Source organism: Bacillus sp. AFS029637 (genome assembly GCF_002584985.1).
Lineage (GTDB): Bacteria > Bacillota > Bacilli > Bacillales > Bacillaceae_G > Bacillus_A.
Window position 1 is genome coordinate 1 of sequence record NZ_NUPZ01000042.1, and the last position, 16,145, is coordinate 16,145.

Consider the following 16,145-nt stretch of genomic DNA (forward strand, 5'->3'; position numbering starts at 1 on the left):
TGCCCCTCGCTTACCCGACTCAACCTAATATGTATAAAATATACATAATGTTTTTTGTAAGTACTCTGATACTATGGACTTAGAACAAAGAAATTGGGGGAAGTAATTTGGACCAAGATAAATTGATGAAAGCAAAAGGGAATTTATCTATCATACAAAAACTAAAAAAATGGGCTAAAAAATTAAAGAAACAACTTCTTATACTTTATTTTGCATATCGAGATGAAAGAGTTCCTTGGTATGCAAAATTATTTACAATGCTTGTTGTTGCGTATGCTTTTAGCCCTATTGATCTAATCCCAGATTTTATTCCAATTTTGGGGTATCTTGACGATGTAATTCTTGTACCATTGGGTGTTTCCTTGGCATTAAAACTAATTCCTAAAGAAGTGTTGGAGGACTGTAAAAGAAAAGTAGAAGAAAAACAAACAACAGGTAAGCCTAAAAATTGGATAACAGGTGCTATTTTCATTGTTATTTGGATTCTTATTTTTGTATGGGTTGGAAAACTTGTCTTATCATATATGAATTATTGATAACTTCCGCTAACGATAATTATGTAAACAAGCTGTCCATATGGGCAGCTTATTCTATTTCTTTCATAGTATAGATTGTTTTGAAAAAATGCACTGAATTCTCATAGGAAATTGTGGTGTGATGAAATTTTTGATTTTGAAGTATTTCAAAGTCTTAGCTAGATGGTTATGAACCGGTCCCCATAATCAAAAGGCAGGAACATTTTGTACATATCAAATATGTTCCTGCTTTTGATTGTATTAAGTTTAACATCTATGACCTAAATTAAAATTTATTAGGGTCTTCTTTATTTATTATTTTTCGAACCGCAAATGAACAAATTTCAACATCTTTATTAAGTTTACAATTCTCATCATTATACGTGTGCTTCCATCCCAATCTTTATTTGTAGGTATACCTTTAAAGAACGGGGAACAGTTCAACACTTTTATGTTAGATGACCATTTTTCTATTGTCTTTGGATTGTTTACGTAAAAATACATCATAGCGCCGTTATTACCAGATTTTTTTACAGTAGAATTCGAAAGTTTCAGTGCGAATTTTGATTCAGCATCAAAATATAATTCTCCTCCAGGAAACCGGTTTGACATAGCGACTATGATTTCTTTTAAATCTTCTTCTTTAAAGTAATAAAACACACCTGCTGATATAAAAAGAATACCATCGTTCGGATTATATTTTATATCGTCAAACCAAGAAGTATCAAAAAATGATTTAGAAATGCTAATATTTCTCGGTGTATCTTCAATTAACGTTTTTCGAAAAGAGATTGCATTGGGTAAATCAAGGTTATACCAGTGTATTGTACCGTTATCAATTCTTGAAAAAGTAGTGTCTAGTCCAGAACCGATATTTACAATAGTAGCATTCGGATGTTTTGTTATAAATCTTTTTATAGTATCGTCTATTTTTCGTGCACGGGTAATGTATGTGATACACCCGTATTCACCAAAGGTATTTGCTATTGCTGAGAAGTTAAAATCACATTCTTTAATAATCCGAATAGCTTCTGTATCATCTAAAATATCCTTATTGTTCTTACTGCCATATGCTCGCCCCCATAGCGGAATAAGCATAGTACCTTGTACTGATTGTAAATCTAATTCTTTAACCATGAAACATCCTCCGTTTAATAATAAACAATATAATTAGTCGTTATTTAACATTTTTGAAAGCATTTTATTTGTTTTATACAATCCGTAAGTTAAATCCCGTTGATCTTCTTCAGATAATGTATCGAGATTAACTGTGAAATTATTATAAATTTGTTTCCACCTCTCATAGTGCACCTTTTCAGCTTTTTCTGTCAAAGAAATTAATACAGCTCTTTTGTCTACCGTATCTTGCTTTTTTACAATATATCCGTTTAGTTCTAAGTTACGTACTGTTACACTTAATTGTTGCTTAGGGATGTTTAAGTAACTAGCAATCATTTTTAAATTTACAGGTACTTTTTGCTGGACGATATACTCCACTACGTGTTGCTCTAAATGTGTAAACTCAGAGGATTTCTCCGATAGTAATTTAAAAGTACCGGACATATTTAATAATAAATTCATGTATTCGTTTAATAATTCGTTATGGGCCATTGTTTTCTCTTCCTTTATGAATTTAGTAATTATTTTATTACTAATTTAACTATAAATCAATTAATTTTATTTAATATGGTAAATTTTTATTTACTAATTTGTCGTTTTTGAATTTATGTGGACTGAAGTCGATGTGTTTGAGTAGTTATTTTAGGAAAGGAGAATATGATTGGAAATAAAATATTACTAAACATATATAACTAATGAATATAATGTCTTTTTCAGTTATTATGTTGTAAATCATTTTATGATAAAATCTATTACATAATTTAATAAAGGGGTAGTATTGTATGGGTTATTTCTCAAATGGTTTATTAGTTTTGTTTGTTCTTATCGTATGTAGCTGTATGATTTTTGGTTGATAATATAATGGTAGTTTTATATAAAAGAAGTTAACTGTGGTGAGGTTAACTTCTTTTTATTATATGTTGAGAAGGAATTATATCGTTTATATGGAAGTTTGTTTAAGTTAATTTCATATTAAGGGTAATTTTACGAAATACAAACAAACGAGAGAATAAGGAGTATTCACATGAATAATAGTATAAGCTACACAATTGAACACCCAACAGACTTCAATGGATTATTAGCTTTATATGAATCTTTAGGATGGAACTCTCTTAAATTAACGGTTAACGAGTTAGAACGAATGTGTAAACAAAGTTGGTATGCAATTTATGTTTTTGATGATAAGAGGTTAGTAGGGATGGGGCGTGTCATATCAGATGGAGTCATAACAGGCATTATTTGTGGAGTGGGTGTATTGCCAAAATATCAGTCTAGTGGCATCGGGAAAGAAATAATGAAACGATTAATCCAGCATTGTGAACAACATAAGGTTATTCCGCAACTTATGTGTGTAGAAAAATTGCAATCTTACTATGAAGCTATCGGATTTGAAGCATTCTCGATTGGGATGACAAAACACATTAAACGATGTTAAAAAAATAATTTAATTACTATTTTATAAATTGAACTCTTAATAAATAATAAAAGAGCATGTTTAAAATTACTTCAAACATGCTCTTTTATTAGAGTGGATATATTTCATATTAATGATTTAACCCGTTCCAATAAAAAGAAACGATTTCTTGTGCTAATTCATCTATATTTGGAAGAATAGGATTGTGATTTTCATCTTTAAAATTCCCGATTGATAATAAAGATACGAAAGCATGAGCGGCAAATTCAGCGTTTCTTTTCGGGATTTCTCCAATCTGCATTACATTCTCGATTACTTTTTCTAATACTTCATACATGCTGTCTTCAGCCTCTTTTAATTCTTTCAATTGCTCTTCAGATAACGATAGTTTTGCATCTTTCATAAAATTTTTCATATCAATATCCATCGTTGCATGTAAATAGACTTTAGCGAAGTCCAATAATCTTTCTTCTAAAGTCTTATTTGTAGAGAGTATTTGAGACATATTTTCTCGTATACGCAACATCATTTGAATCATAGTAGCGGTAAATAAATCGGCTTTTGTTGAATAATAATAGTAGACGGTTGCTTTCGTAACACCGCATTCTTTCGCGACCTCATCCATGGAAACTACTTGATAATTTTGAGTAAGAAATAATCGAGTTGCAACTTCTAAAATTAGTTCTTTTGTAGATTTTGTATTTTTATTTTGACGAGGCCTTCCAAGAGGACGTTGTTTTTGTTCCAAATTCATTCGCTCCTGACATGTATTGTTAAGATAATTATAACACAAATTTTTATTCATTCTTGATTAATTAACCGACCAGTATATATAATTAATAATGGAGGGAAAAAGGAAGGTGGGTTTTTTTATGAAAAAGCACCCGTTACATATGTTAGGGAGGCTTGTAGCAGGGAAAAATACACAATGGATAACTTTATCGGTTTGGGTCCTCATTACATTATTACTTTCATTTACGTTACCACAAGTAAATAATACGAAAGAACCGAATCCGAAAAATTTACCTGAAACTGCTATGTCGCAGCAAGCTGAAGCAGTAATGAAAAAAGAATTTCCTAATAATGCAGGAAATCCGTTGTTAGTAGTATGGCATAGAGATGGTGGACTACAGTCAAATGACTATAAGCTCATACAGGACGTTTATAAAGAGTTAAAGAATAGTCCTTTAAAAGAACAATCAACGTTACCACCATTTGATACAATACCGGAACAAGTATTATCAAAAAGTGCATCAAAAGATGGTACATCATTTGTTACACCAGTATTTTTTAATAAATCTGCTGGGACGGATATATTAAAAGGAAATCTTGAAGATTTAAGAAACATAGTGAATAGTAAGGTCGATGAAGATCCATTCAAACGAAAAATTAGTGAATCCGGTTTACATGTTCGACTATCTGGACCTGTAGGTATTCAAACGGATGCGGTTAGTTTATTTAGTCAAGCGGATGTAAAATTGTTAGTTGCTACCGTATTACTCGTATTAGTTTTATTAATTTTACTGTACCGTTCACCGATTTTAGCAATTTTACCTTTACTTGTTGTTGGTTTTGCATACGGTATTATTAGTCCTACACTCGGTTTTTTAGCAGATCATGGATGGATTAAAGTAGATGCCCAAGCGATATCAATCATGACAGTATTATTGTTTGGCGCTGGAACGGACTATTGTCTATTTTTAATTTCAAGATATAGAGAGTACTTATTAGAAGAAGAAAGTAAATATAAAGCGTTGCAACTTGCGATTAAAGCATCTGGCGGGGCCATTATTATGAGTGCCTTAACTGTCGTACTTGGATTAGGAACGTTATTACTTGCTCATTATGGAGCCTTTCATCGATTCGCAGTACCATTTAGTGTTGCTGTATTTATAATGGGAATTGCTGCTTTAACAATTTTACCAGCGTTTTTATTAATTTTCGGTAGAGCGGCATTCTTCCCATTTATACCAAGAACAACTTCGATGAATGAGGAATTTGCAAGAAAGAAAAAGAAAGTCGTAAAAGTTAAAAAGTCAAAAGGTACCTTTAGCAAAAAACTAGGTGATGTTGTAGTCCGAAGACCGTGGACAATAATTATGCTCACCGTCTTTGTATTAGGTGGTTTGGCTTCATTTGTACCACGTATTCAATATACGTATGACTTATTAGAATCGTTTCCAAAAGATATGCCTTCACGTGAAGGGTTTACGTTAATTAGTGATCATTTTTCAGCTGGTGAACTAGCGCCAGTAAAAGTTGTTGTTGATACGAAAGGAAAAGAGCTTCCTGTTAAACAAGAACTGGAGAAATTTTCTTTCGTAAAAACAGTGAAAGAGCCAAAAGAGGGTAAAGAAAATAAGCAAATTAAAATGTATGAAGTTTCTTTAGCTGAAAATCCATACTCAATTGAAGCATTAGATCAAATCCCTAAATTGAAAAATAGTGTAGAAAAAGTATTAAAAGATGCAGAGATTAGTAATGCTGAAGATCAACTATGGATTGGTGGAGAAACGGCTTCATTATATGATACAAAGCAAATTACAGAACGTGATGAAGCAGTTATTATTCCAGTAATGATTAGTATTATAGCTTTATTGTTACTAGTTTACTTACGATCAATTGTTGCGATGATTTATTTAATTGTAACGGTCGTTTTATCATTCTTCTCGGCATTAGGAGCAGGATGGATATTACTTCATTTCGGTATGGGAGCACCGGCTATTCAGGGTGCAATACCGTTATACGCATTCGTATTTTTAGTTGCTTTAGGTGAAGATTATAATATCTTTATGGTTTCAGAAATGTGGAAAAACAGAAAGAAACAAAATCACTTGGATGCAGTAAAAAATGGCGTTATACAAACAGGTAGTGTCATTACATCGGCAGGTTTAATTTTAGCAGGAACTTTTGCGGTGTTAGGTACGTTACCAATTCAAGTTTTAGTACAATTTGGTATTGTAACAGCAATCGGTGTATTACTAGATACATTTATTGTAAGACCATTACTTGTACCGGCAATTACAGTTGTTTTAGGCCGTTTTGCTTTTTGGCCAGGGAAACTTTCAAGAAAGAGTGAAGAGATACAAAAAGTGGATGCATAGTTGAGAAAGCCAAGGATATTTTCCTTGGCTTTTTTCAATGTAATTAATTTTTTGAAGCCAGATCATCAGTTGCAGCATGATCAACATCTTCAATATCGGTTTCTGGCATTCCATATAAGCCGTTCATTGCTTGTTCTTCGATAGTAAGATTTACAGTGTTATTATTTTGAATTGGTGTAGCGATTTCGGTAACAGTTTCTTTTTTATTTACATTTTTGTTATTCATTTATGGATCCTCCAAATTTCATTTGATGTATGTATAGTATGTGGATGGATTTCCAGAAATATGTGAATGGATTCTTAAAGATGTTATATAATTAAATAAACAATTATGGTGAAATGTAAACGGTTAGGAGTGAACAATTATGGTGAAAGCAAGGAAATTAGCCTTCTAAAATAAAAAGAAAATTTCAGGAGGCTAATAAAATGAAGTTTCATGTAATTGATAGAGAAAATTGGAATAGAGAGCAGTATTTTGAACATTATTTAAAATTAAAATGTACGTTTAGTATGACAGCAAATGTTGATATTACGCTTTTGACAGAGAAAGTACGTCAAAATGAAATTAAATTTTATCCGACTTTTATTTATATAATTTCGAGAATAATAAATAAACATAAAGAATTTCGAACATGTTTTAATGATGAAGGAGTATTAGGCTATTGGGAGGAGATGATACCCAGCTATACAGTTTTTCATAAAGATGATAAATCTTTTTCGAGTATATGGACGGATTATTATAGTGATTTCCATATTTTCTATAAAAACTATGAAGAAGATATGAGATGCTATGCTAATGTTCATGGTCTTTTCACGAAAGAAAATATTCCGCCGAATGTATTTCCGATTTCTAGCATACCTTGGACTAGTTTTACTGGATTTAATCTTAATATTAATAATGATGCTGATTTTCTAGTACCAATTATAACTTGTGGGAAATATTTTAATGAAGAAAATAAGGTTATGCTACCAGTTTCATTGCAAGTTCATCATGCGGTTTGTGATGGATATCATGCGAGTCGATTTATAGAAGGTTTGCAGGAGTTAAGTCATACTTGCAACGAGTGGCTTAAATAACAACTAATTTTTAAGTATATACAATTGAAAATGAATAATAGAAGAGATCATGTTTATATTGCATGGTCTCTTTTTATTATTCATTAATACTAAGTAATTGTGGAAAATATAGGGTGATTTGTAGTTTAATAGTAAAGAGAGTGATTAGTGTTAATTTTCTTTGTTTTTATATGTTTTAATAAGGGGGAATTAAAGTGAAATTCGTAAGCATTGAAAGAGATGAGATCCTAATTCATAATATAGCAAATTTGTATTGTAAAGCATTTGAGAAAACAAATTTCAATGAAATGATCGAGCGAGTGAAAAGACATATAGAATATGAAGATTTTAAAGGTATAGTAGCGATAAATGATGAAAATGAAGTAGTTGGTTTTACGTATGGTTATCGCTCATTAGAAGGACAGTACTATAATCAATTAATGAGGGAAGCGTTACATCTAGAGCAAGTAAACGAATGGTTACAGGATTGTTTTGAATTTGTAGAGTTAGCAGTTCAACCCAAATATCAAAAGGAAGGTGTTGGAACGAAATTACATAATAGATTATTAGACGGTATTTCAAATAGAACGAGTGTATTAACAACACAAATAAACAATGTAAAGGCACGTTCGTTATATGAAAGATTAGATTGGGTAAATATATTGGATCCATTTTATCCAAGTAAAGATGATGTTCCTTATGTAATAATGGGAAAAGTATTAAAAACAAAAGTTATTGGTTTGTAAGCATAAAGGAGAAAACAAAAATGACGATAATATCTATAGAAAAAGCTACAATTTTAGATGCAGAAGATTTAACGGAAATAATGAAAAGAACATTTGATGAAGAAGCAAAACAATGGTTATACGGCCAAGATGATGTCATTGATTATAACATTCAACCGCCAGGATATTCTTCCGTTGAAATGATGAAATATTCGATTGAAGAACTGGATTCTTTCAAAGTGATAATGGATAAAGAAATAATTGGGGGAATTATAGTTACGGTCTCTGGTAAGTCATACGGCCGAATTGATCGTATTTTTATAGATCCTGTTTATCAAGGAAAAGGAATTGGATCACATGTTATTAAATTAATGGAAGAGGAATATCCGAACATAAGGATTTGGGATCTTGAAACATCTAGTAGACAAATTAATAATCATCATTTTTATAAAAAAATGGGCTATGAAATAATTTTTAAATCTGAAGATGAGTATTGTTACGTGAAAAGAATACAGACAAGCTCAAACAAAGAGAGTGTAGTTAAAAATGAAGATATGAAAAATAGTCAATACGAAAACTGTAACTTAGCAAATACAGAGTATTACCAAGTGAATTTAAAAAATAGTTCATTTGTTGGTAGCAATGTAATGAATATGAACATGAGCAATTGTAATGTAAGTCAATCAAAGTTTAGAAATATTAATTTTAGAAGTTCTTCATATACAGATTTAAATCTTTCTGGCAGTAAATTTAGTTTGGTGACTTTAGGTGGAGTTCAATTTAAAGATACAAACCTTGGGGAAGAGAAGGCTCCTATTTCATTTAATAGATGCGATTTGGAACGTAGCATGATAAGTAATAGTAATCTTAAAAATATGGAAATAGAAAATTGTGATGTAAATGGTATGAAAATAAACGGTATTTTAATAGAAGATTTGCTGGCGTTGTATAACCGGGTAAATAACTAACTTAATTAAGGGAAATTAGTTAGTTGAATGAAATATAAATATAGTTATATAAAAATAACATAAAGAAATGCGAATGAGAAGGGATTTAATATAGGTTATAAGAAGATAAGGTTGTTTATATGGAGGGAAGAAAAATGGAGATTAACGTTAGAGCAGTAGAAATACAAGATGCTAGAGCAATTCATCGTATATGTATACAGGATGACGTTTTACCTTACATGGTTTTTTTACCTAGCATGCGAGTAGATGCTATGGAAAATAGAATTCGAAACTTAGCACCAAATCAATATGAATTCGTTGCGGAGTATGGTGGAGAAGTAGTAGGTTTCATTGGTTTAACCCAAAGTCCGGGGCGTAGATCTCATTCGGGTGATTTATTTATCGGGGTAGATAGCGAATACCATAATAAAGGTATTGGGAAAGCACTTCTTACAAAAATGCTTGATCTCGCTGATAATTGGTTAATGTTAGAGAGAGTAGAACTTGGTGTGTTAGAAACAAATCCGAAAGCAAAAGCACTATATGAAAAATTCGGATTTGTAGAAGAGGGGATAAAGGTAGGGAATTTAAAGGCTCATGGAAATTTTATTAATGAAATTATGATGAGTCGTTTTAGACCTGATGGTTTACTTGTACATAATTAATTGTTAAAAGCATGACAAGTCAATGTCATGCTTTTTGGATTGTTATTTATGATTTGGAAGCTTCGGCTGTAATAAAAATAATGCCAATCCAATGAAAATAATTGAAATTCCTAGTGCTTGTTGTAGAGAAATGGTCTCATTCAAAATAAAATAGGCTAGTACACAAGTGCCAATTGTTTCTCCTAAAATACTCATTGAAATTACAGTAGTACTCATCCATTTTAATAACCAATTGAAAATCGTTTGTCCTAAAATCGTTGCAATGAAAGCTAATCCTATGAAGGACAACCATGTTTGTGTAGAGTAATGGAAGAAAGATTCTTGCTGCATGTAAGCAAATATACCGAGAAAGCAGGCACTACTTCCATAACTAATTACCGAATACGGAATAAGTGATAAATCTTTACGAACGTGTTGGCTAATGAAAAAATAAGCAGTAATTATTCCGGCTGCAATAAATGCTAAAATATCTCCGTATAAAGCTTCTCCACTAATTTGGAAATCTTGCCATCCAATGACGATACTTCCTGAAATAGCGATGAGGCAACCAATAATCGCTCCTTTCGTAAACCTCTCCTTGAATAAAAAATAACCACCGATCATTGAGAATAAAGGTTGTAACGTTACGATAACTGTCGAGCTTGCTACAGAAGTATATCGTAATGATTCAAACCATAATACATAATGTGCAGCTAAAAATAGCCCAGATATGAAACCGAATCTCCACTGTTTTTTCGTTAATGTTTTTAGCTCGTTTCGATTATTTTTATTACATATTAGAAATGGTAGTAGCATGATTGCTGCAAATAATAAGCGGTAAAAAGCAATAATTACCGCAGGAGCATCGGCCAATTTTACAAAAATCGCTGAAGTTGATAAGGCGAATACACCGAAAAATAAGATGAAATATGAAAAAGTAGATGATTTCAAAGTCTATCCCTCCGATAGTTTGTTTATTATAATGAACTATTTACGATATAATGTACAAAGGTAAGTATATAAGGGCTAGAAGATGAAAGAAAGTATTATTTGACTTTGTTTAATATGTCAGCACAACGGGAACGAAACATACATTATGATGGACGAAAGGGAGTAGTTATTTTGATTCACTATCGACTTGGACAAACTGTTTTAAGTTATCGTAAGAAAAATAATATGACAATTCGTGAATTCGCTGAGTATGCAGGGATTAGTACATCACTAATTAGTCAAATTGAAAGAGGACATGCCAATCCTTCTTTAAGTGTTTTGGAATTAATAGCGAAAGCATTAAATGTACCATTATTTACGCTGTTTATTAACGATATTGATACAGATTCACTCATTTCTAAGAAGAAAGATAGAAAGAAAGTATATCGGGAAAATAGCGATCACATAGTATATGATGTGTTAACACCGGATTTCATGAAAGCACGTATTGAAATGTTAATGATGGATTTAAATAAACAAGCAAATACAACAGAAAGTCACTATTCACATGAAGAGAAGGAAGAAATTGCTGTTGTCATGAAAGGAGAAGTGTTTGTGGAATTAGAAGGAAAAGAGTACTTCTTAGAAGAAGGGGATGTTGTACGTATCCCGCCAAATGTGAAGCATCGCTTTTTGAATAAAAGTGATGAATCAAATCACATTTTATTTGTATTGACACCATCTTTAGGGTGAAAATATAGTGATTTTTATTATGGGAGATAGAAAATGGAAAATAAAAGCATTTTAAAAGGTGGACTTTTCATTTTAAATGAACTATCAAAATTTAATATTATTTATCGAGCGGAATCGCATCATGATTTAATTGGGCATATGCTTACTTATTCTCACGCAATCAATATCATGTATGATTTAGGGCATGTCTTTAAATTTTCATATAGTTATTTTGATTATATAAAGAGGGCCCAGAATATAAAGATATAACATTAGAAAAATTTTGTTATATTATAAATTCTTAATGGTATGTGATAATCGGAAGAAACTTAATTTGAGTCACTTATTTGTTGATAGTATATTATTTAAAAATTTGTAAGATTTTACATGCGTGTTTTACTTTTACTAATTATGTAAGTGGGCTATACTAAAATACATACATTTTTATTATTGGAGAGAAATAAAACAACATGGAAGTATCGAAATTAGAAAAAGTAATTGAGGTTAAAAAAGAAGAGCTTTTATATTTAGTATCGGATTATGGATTTCAACATGAAAAAGTACTGACACTGAGTCAAGAAATAGACAAATTGATTAATTATTTTATGTTTGTAAAATAGAAAGAACTATGACGTGATTTGAAACTGTTATAGTTCTTTTTTATTGAGTAAATATACATTCAGGACAGTTATTAATTAAGAGTATAAAAATAAATATGTTCGTATATATTGTCTAATTTTTTACAGAATGATCAAGCTGCTAGTCGGATATAAGGACTTTTGGGTATAATAATAAAGGAATTATTAATTGTATCGGTTAGGAGCGCAGCACATATGAAAACAGTTGTTGTTATCGGTGGAGGTATAACTGGACTTTCTACTATGTTTTATTTAGAAAAATTAAAAAAGGATTATAATATCGATTTAAATTTAATCCTTGTCGAAAAAGAAGAGTATTTAGGTGGTAAAATCCATAGTGTAGAAGAAAAGGATTTTATTATGGAATCAGGAGCGGATTCTATCGTTGCTCGTAATGAACATGTTATGCCGCTTGTAAAAGATTTAAATTTAGAAGAAGAAATGGTATATAATGAAACGGGTATTTCTTACATATATTCTGATCATACTTTACATCCAATTCCTTCTGACACTATATTTGGGATACCGATGAGCGCCCAGTCGTTGTTTAGCAGTACGCTAGTCTCAACGAAAGGGAAAATTGTTGCTTTAAAAGATTTTATAACGAAAAATAAAGAATTCACAAAAGACACATCACTTGCTGTATTTTTAGAAAGCTTTTTAGGGAAAGAGTTAGTAGAAAGACAAATTGCCCCTGTGCTTTCAGGGGTATATTCCGGTAATTTGAATGAACTTACAATGGCATCTACATTACCGTATTTACTGGATTATAAAAATAAGTATGGAAGTATTATTAAAGGTTTTGAAGAGAATAAAAAACAATTTCAATCAGTAGGAAATAAAAAGTTTGTATCATTTAAAAGTGGCTTATCTACAATTATAAATCGCTTAGAAGAAATGCTGAGTGAGGCTGTCATAAAAAAAGGTGTTGTAACGACAGCTGTAAGTAAAAAAGGTAATCGCTATGAAATTTCCTTTGCAAATCATGAGTCAATCCAAGCTGATTATGTTGTTTTAGCAGCTCCGCATGATATCGCACAAACTTTATTACAGTCTAACGAGTTAAACGAGCAGTTTCATACATTTAAAAACGCATCTCTTATAAGTATTTACTTAGGTTTTGACATACTAGATGAACAACTACCAGCTGATGGTACAGGGTTTATCGTAACGGAAAACAGTGATTTACATTGTGATGCTTGTACATGGACAAGCCGGAAGTGGAAACATACATCGGGTAAACAAAAGCTATTGGTAAGAATGTTTTATAAGAGTACAAACCCAGTATATGAAACGATCAAAAATTATAGTGAAGAAGAATTAGTACGAGTAGCTTTATATGATATTGAAAAAAGCCTTGGAATAAAAGGTGAACCAGAAGTAGTTGAAGTTACGAATTGGAAAGATTTAATGCCGAAATATCATTTAGAACATAATCAAGCGGTTCAAACATTACAAGAAAAAATGACGAATCTTTATCCGAATGTATACTTAGCTGGCGCTTCCTATTACGGTGTTGGAATTGGTGCGTGTATTGGAAATGGAAAGAACACTGCAAATGAAATAATTGCAACATTAAATGAACCGTCAAATTAATAATACATAAATAAATTGATAAAATGTCCCTCCGTTATGCTGGAGGGACATTTTATTTATTTCACTTGAATTGAGACCTTTTTATTAGTTGTATTATTCTCGGTAATTGTTAATGTTATGTTACCGGATTCTTTAAATGAATATGATGAGAATTGATAAAGCTCTTTTATACCATGTTTCTCTTTTAATTTATTGGCAGGAAGTAATGTTATGTTCGGTTTCCATGTTTCCTGTTTACCTGAAGGATACTTTACTATTATTACTGGATTATTTAATTGCATTGGTTCCCAAGAGGCAAAATGTAGTTCAACTTCTCTATCTTTTTTTAGTAACTCATCTGAAAAATATCCAAGCTCTCCAACATTACCGAAAACAGTAAAGTTTTGATTTTGTAATGTAATATCTAAATATTTAGGTTGATATGTTGCTGCATGGTATATTCCATACGAAAGTGAGAGTGTGGCAGCGATTAAAATGCTAATTGAAAACGTCCTAAAGCTATTTCCTTTAAAACTAGTCATCATGAATGAGTTTGGGGCGACCTTTTTTGCAAATAAAAAAATGAGTAATATGAGTAAGAGGGATAAGCCGATGAATATATACATAGGAAATTTACACCTCCGCAATAAAATAATATGCCAACTAAATTTTACCATAAACGTATGGGGTATGGTGTAATTTTAGAAGGAAAAAGTGAGCATGGAATCGAAAGTATAAGATATATTATACGGGCGGAGTGATGAAAATGAAAATGAAAATAATACAATTAATTTTAAAAAATGAAGGTAAGAACAGGATAATAGGAGTGAATGTGATTGTTACGTACTGTTGAAGCAACGCAAAAATTATTTGACGAATGGGCAAAAACTTACGATGAAAATTTACAGGAAGCAACAGGTCCGTTATATGGATATAACAATAGTTTGATTGAAGCGAAAGAAATGATCCGACTATATAAGAGAGAAAAAATTATTGATATTGGAATTGGAACGGGTGCATTTGCTTCATTAGTGAGTGAAAATAATGAGAGTGTAGTAGGGGTGGATGTATCAGAAAAGATGTTAGAAACATGTAAAGAAAAACATCCAACGTATCATTTAGAGGTAGGATCATTTACAAATACAAATCAAGAGGATGAAGCTTTTGATATAGTTATTTCTAGTTTTTGTTTTCATGAGGTGTTACCTTCAGAGAGGAAGAAAGCCTGTGAAGAGGTTTATAGAATAGTAAGGAAAGAAGGGAGATTTCTTCTCTTAGATATTATGTTCGTATCTGATTTTGCATTAAATGAAGCGCGAGAACGAATCGGGAGAAAGTGGGATAGTACAGAAGTATATCCGTTTGTTAATGAGTTAGATACACTACTTAGAGAAACTGGTTTTTCAAGTGTAAATTGGAGACAAACAGCTCCATGTCATTGGGCATTAGTTGCACATAAATAGGGAATAAAGAGATGATCATAGTATTTTGATCATCTCTTTATTTTTTCTAATCATGCAAGAGCAAGAAGGGTTACTCGTAGTTCGTATTGAATTAAGAGGATAAGCTTCTCTTGAAATATTTGATTAATGGAACATTGAGGACTTTCCTAATTCTAAATATGTTTTCTGCTATAATAAATGAGTAGAGAGAAAGGAGTGAGCCTATGGCATTTCCTATATTAGAAACAGAACGCTTGCGTTTAGTAGAAATAGAACAATCTTATTGTCAAAAAATATATGAAATTTTTTCACTGGATGAGGTAACATGTTATTACGGTATGAATTCTTTTACGGAGTTTGGACAAGCTTCACGTATGATTGAATCTTTTTCAAAAAATTACTTCGAGAAAAAGGCAATACGATGGGGGATTGTATTAAAAGAAACAAATACTTTACTAGGTACAATTGGATTAAATAATTTACAACTATGGAGTAAACGATCCGAGATCGGCTATGACTTGCATCCCAAATATTGGGGAAATGGTTATGCATCAGAAGCAGCCAGGGAAATCATCAATTATGGATTTCAAGATTTAGGCTTATTTAGAATTGGAGCTATTACATACCCTGAAAATATTACATCTTGTAAAATGTTATCTAAAATAGGCTTTCATAAGGAAGGATTATTACGTGGATATATTCATCAAGGAAATAAGCAACATGATGCATTACTGTATTCTATAGTTCGAACGGATGTAGAGCATGTAAATTTATAATAAAAACCCCTCTTATTAAAAGAGGGGTTAAGTAAAATTAACCTAACTTAGGTAATAAACGTTCTCCGCTTTTCATGCTACTTTTACATAAAGGGCATTTAGGCTCTTCTTCAAATGAAAAGTTCTTTCTCATCCATCCTAAACAATCCTCTGATTCACATTCCCAAACAGGGGTTTGTTCTGGTGGTACTTCTGCTACATCGTTCTTTCGATTGCGATACATGTAACCACTCCTTTTATGTAAAAATTTTAGTTATATATTAAAAAGGTTGTTAACCGAGCTGGTAACAACCTTTTTATTGTTTGAATTATAGCTTTACAACGTTTTTAGCTTGAGGTCCACGGTTACCGTCTTCAACTTCGAAGCTAACTTCTTGACCTTCGTCAAGAGACTTGAAGCCGTCGCCAGTGATAGCTGAGAAGTGAACGAATACGTCGTTACCGTCTGCAACTTCGATGAAACCGAAACCTTTTTCGCTGTTAAACCATTTTACTTTACCTGTTAATGTCATGGTAATGCCTCCTAAA

The 16,145-nt window shown here is 31.6% G+C and carries 20 protein-coding genes and 1 pseudogene; 13 read left to right on the plus strand and 8 right to left on the minus strand.

Features of this window, described 5'->3' with window-relative positions; all coding sequences use genetic code 11:
• The first annotated feature begins 125 nt into the window (after window positions 1–125).
• Window positions 126–536, plus strand: a complete 411-nt coding sequence (locus COE49_RS24165; protein WP_176550863.1) for a YkvA family protein — start codon at window positions 126–128, stop codon at window positions 534–536.
• Between the two features lie 294 nt (window positions 537–830).
• Here the strand turns inward: COE49_RS24165 and COE49_RS24170 are convergent, their stop codons facing one another.
• Complete coding sequence (locus COE49_RS24170; protein WP_088233141.1) at window positions 831–1,652, minus strand: class I SAM-dependent methyltransferase; 822 nt, start codon at window positions 1,650–1,652, stop codon at window positions 831–833.
• 33 nt (window positions 1,653–1,685) lie between these two features.
• Window positions 1,686–2,126 carry a MarR family winged helix-turn-helix transcriptional regulator gene (locus COE49_RS24175; protein ID WP_088233142.1) on the minus strand — a complete coding sequence of 147 codons (441 nt, stop codon included), beginning with the start codon at window positions 2,124–2,126 and terminating at the stop codon, window positions 1,686–1,688.
• 532 nt (window positions 2,127–2,658) lie between these two features.
• Between COE49_RS24175 and COE49_RS24180 the strand changes: the two genes are divergently transcribed.
• Entirely contained in the window at window positions 2,659–3,069 is a 411-nt protein-coding gene (locus COE49_RS24180; protein WP_088233143.1) for a GNAT family N-acetyltransferase, read from the plus strand.
• 109 nt (window positions 3,070–3,178) lie between these two features.
• On the opposite strand, the gene COE49_RS24185 is transcribed toward COE49_RS24180, so the two are convergent.
• Window positions 3,179–3,796, minus strand: coding sequence for a TetR/AcrR family transcriptional regulator (locus COE49_RS24185; RefSeq protein WP_140417530.1), 618 nt, complete (start codon window positions 3,794–3,796; stop codon window positions 3,179–3,181).
• A gap of 124 nt (window positions 3,797–3,920) precedes the next feature.
• Here COE49_RS24185 and COE49_RS24190 point away from each other — a divergent pair, with 124 nt between their 5' ends.
• Window positions 3,921–6,152, plus strand: coding sequence for an MMPL family transporter (locus tag COE49_RS24190; protein ID WP_088233145.1), 2,232 nt, complete (start codon window positions 3,921–3,923; stop codon window positions 6,150–6,152).
• Between the two features lie 43 nt (window positions 6,153–6,195).
• On the opposite strand, the gene COE49_RS24195 is transcribed toward COE49_RS24190, so the two are convergent.
• The gene (locus COE49_RS24195; protein ID WP_088233146.1) at window positions 6,196–6,378 is read right to left on the minus strand and encodes a DUF4021 domain-containing protein; all 183 of its coding nucleotides are present in this window, start codon (window positions 6,376–6,378) and stop codon (window positions 6,196–6,198) included.
• A gap of 200 nt (window positions 6,379–6,578) precedes the next feature.
• Between COE49_RS24195 and catA the strand changes: the two genes are divergently transcribed.
• From catA to COE49_RS24215, 4 genes are all read left to right on the plus strand, one after another.
• On the plus strand, window positions 6,579–7,229 hold the full coding sequence (gene catA, locus COE49_RS24200; protein ID WP_088233147.1) for a type A chloramphenicol O-acetyltransferase: 651 nt from the start codon (window positions 6,579–6,581) through the stop codon (window positions 7,227–7,229).
• Between the two features lie 194 nt (window positions 7,230–7,423).
• Window positions 7,424–7,954, plus strand: coding sequence for a GNAT family N-acetyltransferase (locus COE49_RS24205; RefSeq protein ID WP_088233148.1), 531 nt, complete (start codon window positions 7,424–7,426; stop codon window positions 7,952–7,954).
• Between the two features lie 20 nt (window positions 7,955–7,974).
• Complete coding sequence (locus COE49_RS24210; protein ID WP_088233149.1) at window positions 7,975–8,901, plus strand: GNAT family N-acetyltransferase; 927 nt, start codon at window positions 7,975–7,977, stop codon at window positions 8,899–8,901.
• A 134-nt stretch (window positions 8,902–9,035) separates the two neighbouring features.
• Window positions 9,036–9,545 carry a GNAT family N-acetyltransferase gene (locus COE49_RS24215; protein WP_088233150.1) on the plus strand — a complete coding sequence of 170 codons (510 nt, stop codon included), beginning with the start codon at window positions 9,036–9,038 and terminating at the stop codon, window positions 9,543–9,545.
• Between the two features lie 42 nt (window positions 9,546–9,587).
• On the opposite strand, the gene COE49_RS24220 is transcribed toward COE49_RS24215, so the two are convergent.
• The gene (locus COE49_RS24220; protein WP_088233151.1) at window positions 9,588–10,475 is read right to left on the minus strand and encodes a DMT family transporter; all 888 of its coding nucleotides are present in this window, start codon (window positions 10,473–10,475) and stop codon (window positions 9,588–9,590) included.
• A gap of 171 nt (window positions 10,476–10,646) precedes the next feature.
• Between COE49_RS24220 and COE49_RS24225 the strand changes: the two genes are divergently transcribed.
• The 4 genes and pseudogenes from COE49_RS24225 to COE49_RS24240 all read left to right on the plus strand — a co-directional run bounded on the left by COE49_RS24225 (window position 10,647) and on the right by COE49_RS24240 (window position 13,420).
• Window positions 10,647–11,207 carry a helix-turn-helix domain-containing protein gene (locus tag COE49_RS24225; protein WP_088233152.1) on the plus strand — a complete coding sequence of 187 codons (561 nt, stop codon included), beginning with the start codon at window positions 10,647–10,649 and terminating at the stop codon, window positions 11,205–11,207.
• A 66-nt stretch (window positions 11,208–11,273) separates the two neighbouring features.
• Window positions 11,274–11,491, plus strand: a pseudogene (locus COE49_RS24230) (hypothetical protein); the annotation flags it as partial.
• Between the two features lie 165 nt (window positions 11,492–11,656).
• The gene (locus tag COE49_RS24235; RefSeq protein WP_088233153.1) at window positions 11,657–11,806 is read left to right on the plus strand and encodes an aspartyl-phosphate phosphatase Spo0E family protein; all 150 of its coding nucleotides are present in this window, start codon (window positions 11,657–11,659) and stop codon (window positions 11,804–11,806) included.
• Between the two features lie 213 nt (window positions 11,807–12,019).
• On the plus strand, window positions 12,020–13,420 hold the full coding sequence (locus COE49_RS24240) for a protoporphyrinogen oxidase (protein WP_088233154.1): 1,401 nt from the start codon (window positions 12,020–12,022) through the stop codon (window positions 13,418–13,420).
• Window positions 13,421–13,476: 56 nt separating this feature from the next.
• Here COE49_RS24240 and COE49_RS24245 read toward each other — a convergent pair whose 3' ends face one another.
• On the minus strand, window positions 13,477–14,025 hold the full coding sequence (locus tag COE49_RS24245; RefSeq protein WP_088233155.1) for a hypothetical protein: 549 nt from the start codon (window positions 14,023–14,025) through the stop codon (window positions 13,477–13,479).
• A 210-nt stretch (window positions 14,026–14,235) separates the two neighbouring features.
• Between COE49_RS24245 and COE49_RS24250 the strand changes: the two genes are divergently transcribed.
• On the plus strand, window positions 14,236–14,862 hold the full coding sequence (locus tag COE49_RS24250) for a class I SAM-dependent methyltransferase (RefSeq protein ID WP_088233156.1): 627 nt from the start codon (window positions 14,236–14,238) through the stop codon (window positions 14,860–14,862).
• Between the two features lie 203 nt (window positions 14,863–15,065).
• Window positions 15,066–15,617, plus strand: a complete 552-nt coding sequence (locus COE49_RS24255; protein WP_088233157.1) for a GNAT family N-acetyltransferase — start codon at window positions 15,066–15,068, stop codon at window positions 15,615–15,617.
• 37 nt (window positions 15,618–15,654) lie between these two features.
• On the opposite strand, the gene COE49_RS24260 is transcribed toward COE49_RS24255, so the two are convergent.
• Both COE49_RS24260 and cspD read right to left on the minus strand, forming a co-directional pair.
• On the minus strand, window positions 15,655–15,840 hold the full coding sequence (locus tag COE49_RS24260) for a cold-shock protein (RefSeq protein ID WP_000286203.1): 186 nt from the start codon (window positions 15,838–15,840) through the stop codon (window positions 15,655–15,657).
• An 85-nt stretch (window positions 15,841–15,925) separates the two neighbouring features.
• Complete coding sequence (gene cspD, locus COE49_RS24265) at window positions 15,926–16,129, minus strand: cold-shock protein CspD (RefSeq protein ID WP_000176365.1); 204 nt, start codon at window positions 16,127–16,129, stop codon at window positions 15,926–15,928.
• Window positions 16,130–16,145: the final 16 nt, after the last annotated feature.

Coding starts and splice junctions, on each gene's coding strand:
- COE49_RS24235 (WP_088233153.1), top strand. CDS start 11,657: ATGGAAGTATCGAAATTAGAAAAAGTAATTGAGGTTAAAAAAGAAGAG.
- catA (WP_088233147.1), top strand. CDS start 6,579: ATGAAGTTTCATGTAATTGATAGAGAAAATTGGAATAGAGAGCAGTAT.
- COE49_RS24195 (WP_088233146.1), bottom strand. CDS start 6,378: ATGAATAACAAAAATGTAAATAAAAAAGAAACTGTTACCGAAATCGCT.
- COE49_RS24180 (WP_088233143.1), top strand. CDS start 2,659: ATGAATAATAGTATAAGCTACACAATTGAACACCCAACAGACTTCAAT.
- cspD (WP_000176365.1), bottom strand. CDS start 16,129: ATGACATTAACAGGTAAAGTAAAATGGTTTAACAGCGAAAAAGGTTTC.
- COE49_RS24175 (WP_088233142.1), bottom strand. CDS start 2,126: ATGGCCCATAACGAATTATTAAACGAATACATGAATTTATTATTAAAT.
- COE49_RS24165 (WP_176550863.1), top strand. CDS start 126: ATGAAAGCAAAAGGGAATTTATCTATCATACAAAAACTAAAAAAATGG.
- COE49_RS24240 (WP_088233154.1), top strand. CDS start 12,020: ATGAAAACAGTTGTTGTTATCGGTGGAGGTATAACTGGACTTTCTACT.
- COE49_RS24255 (WP_088233157.1), top strand. CDS start 15,066: ATGGCATTTCCTATATTAGAAACAGAACGCTTGCGTTTAGTAGAAATA.
- COE49_RS24190 (WP_088233145.1), top strand. CDS start 3,921: ATGAAAAAGCACCCGTTACATATGTTAGGGAGGCTTGTAGCAGGGAAA.
- COE49_RS24260 (WP_000286203.1), bottom strand. CDS start 15,840: ATGTATCGCAATCGAAAGAACGATGTAGCAGAAGTACCACCAGAACAA.
- COE49_RS24215 (WP_088233150.1), top strand. CDS start 9,036: ATGGAGATTAACGTTAGAGCAGTAGAAATACAAGATGCTAGAGCAATT.
- COE49_RS24170 (WP_088233141.1), bottom strand. CDS start 1,652: ATGGTTAAAGAATTAGATTTACAATCAGTACAAGGTACTATGCTTATT.
- COE49_RS24245 (WP_088233155.1), bottom strand. CDS start 14,025: ATGTATATATTCATCGGCTTATCCCTCTTACTCATATTACTCATTTTT.
- COE49_RS24210 (WP_088233149.1), top strand. CDS start 7,975: ATGACGATAATATCTATAGAAAAAGCTACAATTTTAGATGCAGAAGAT.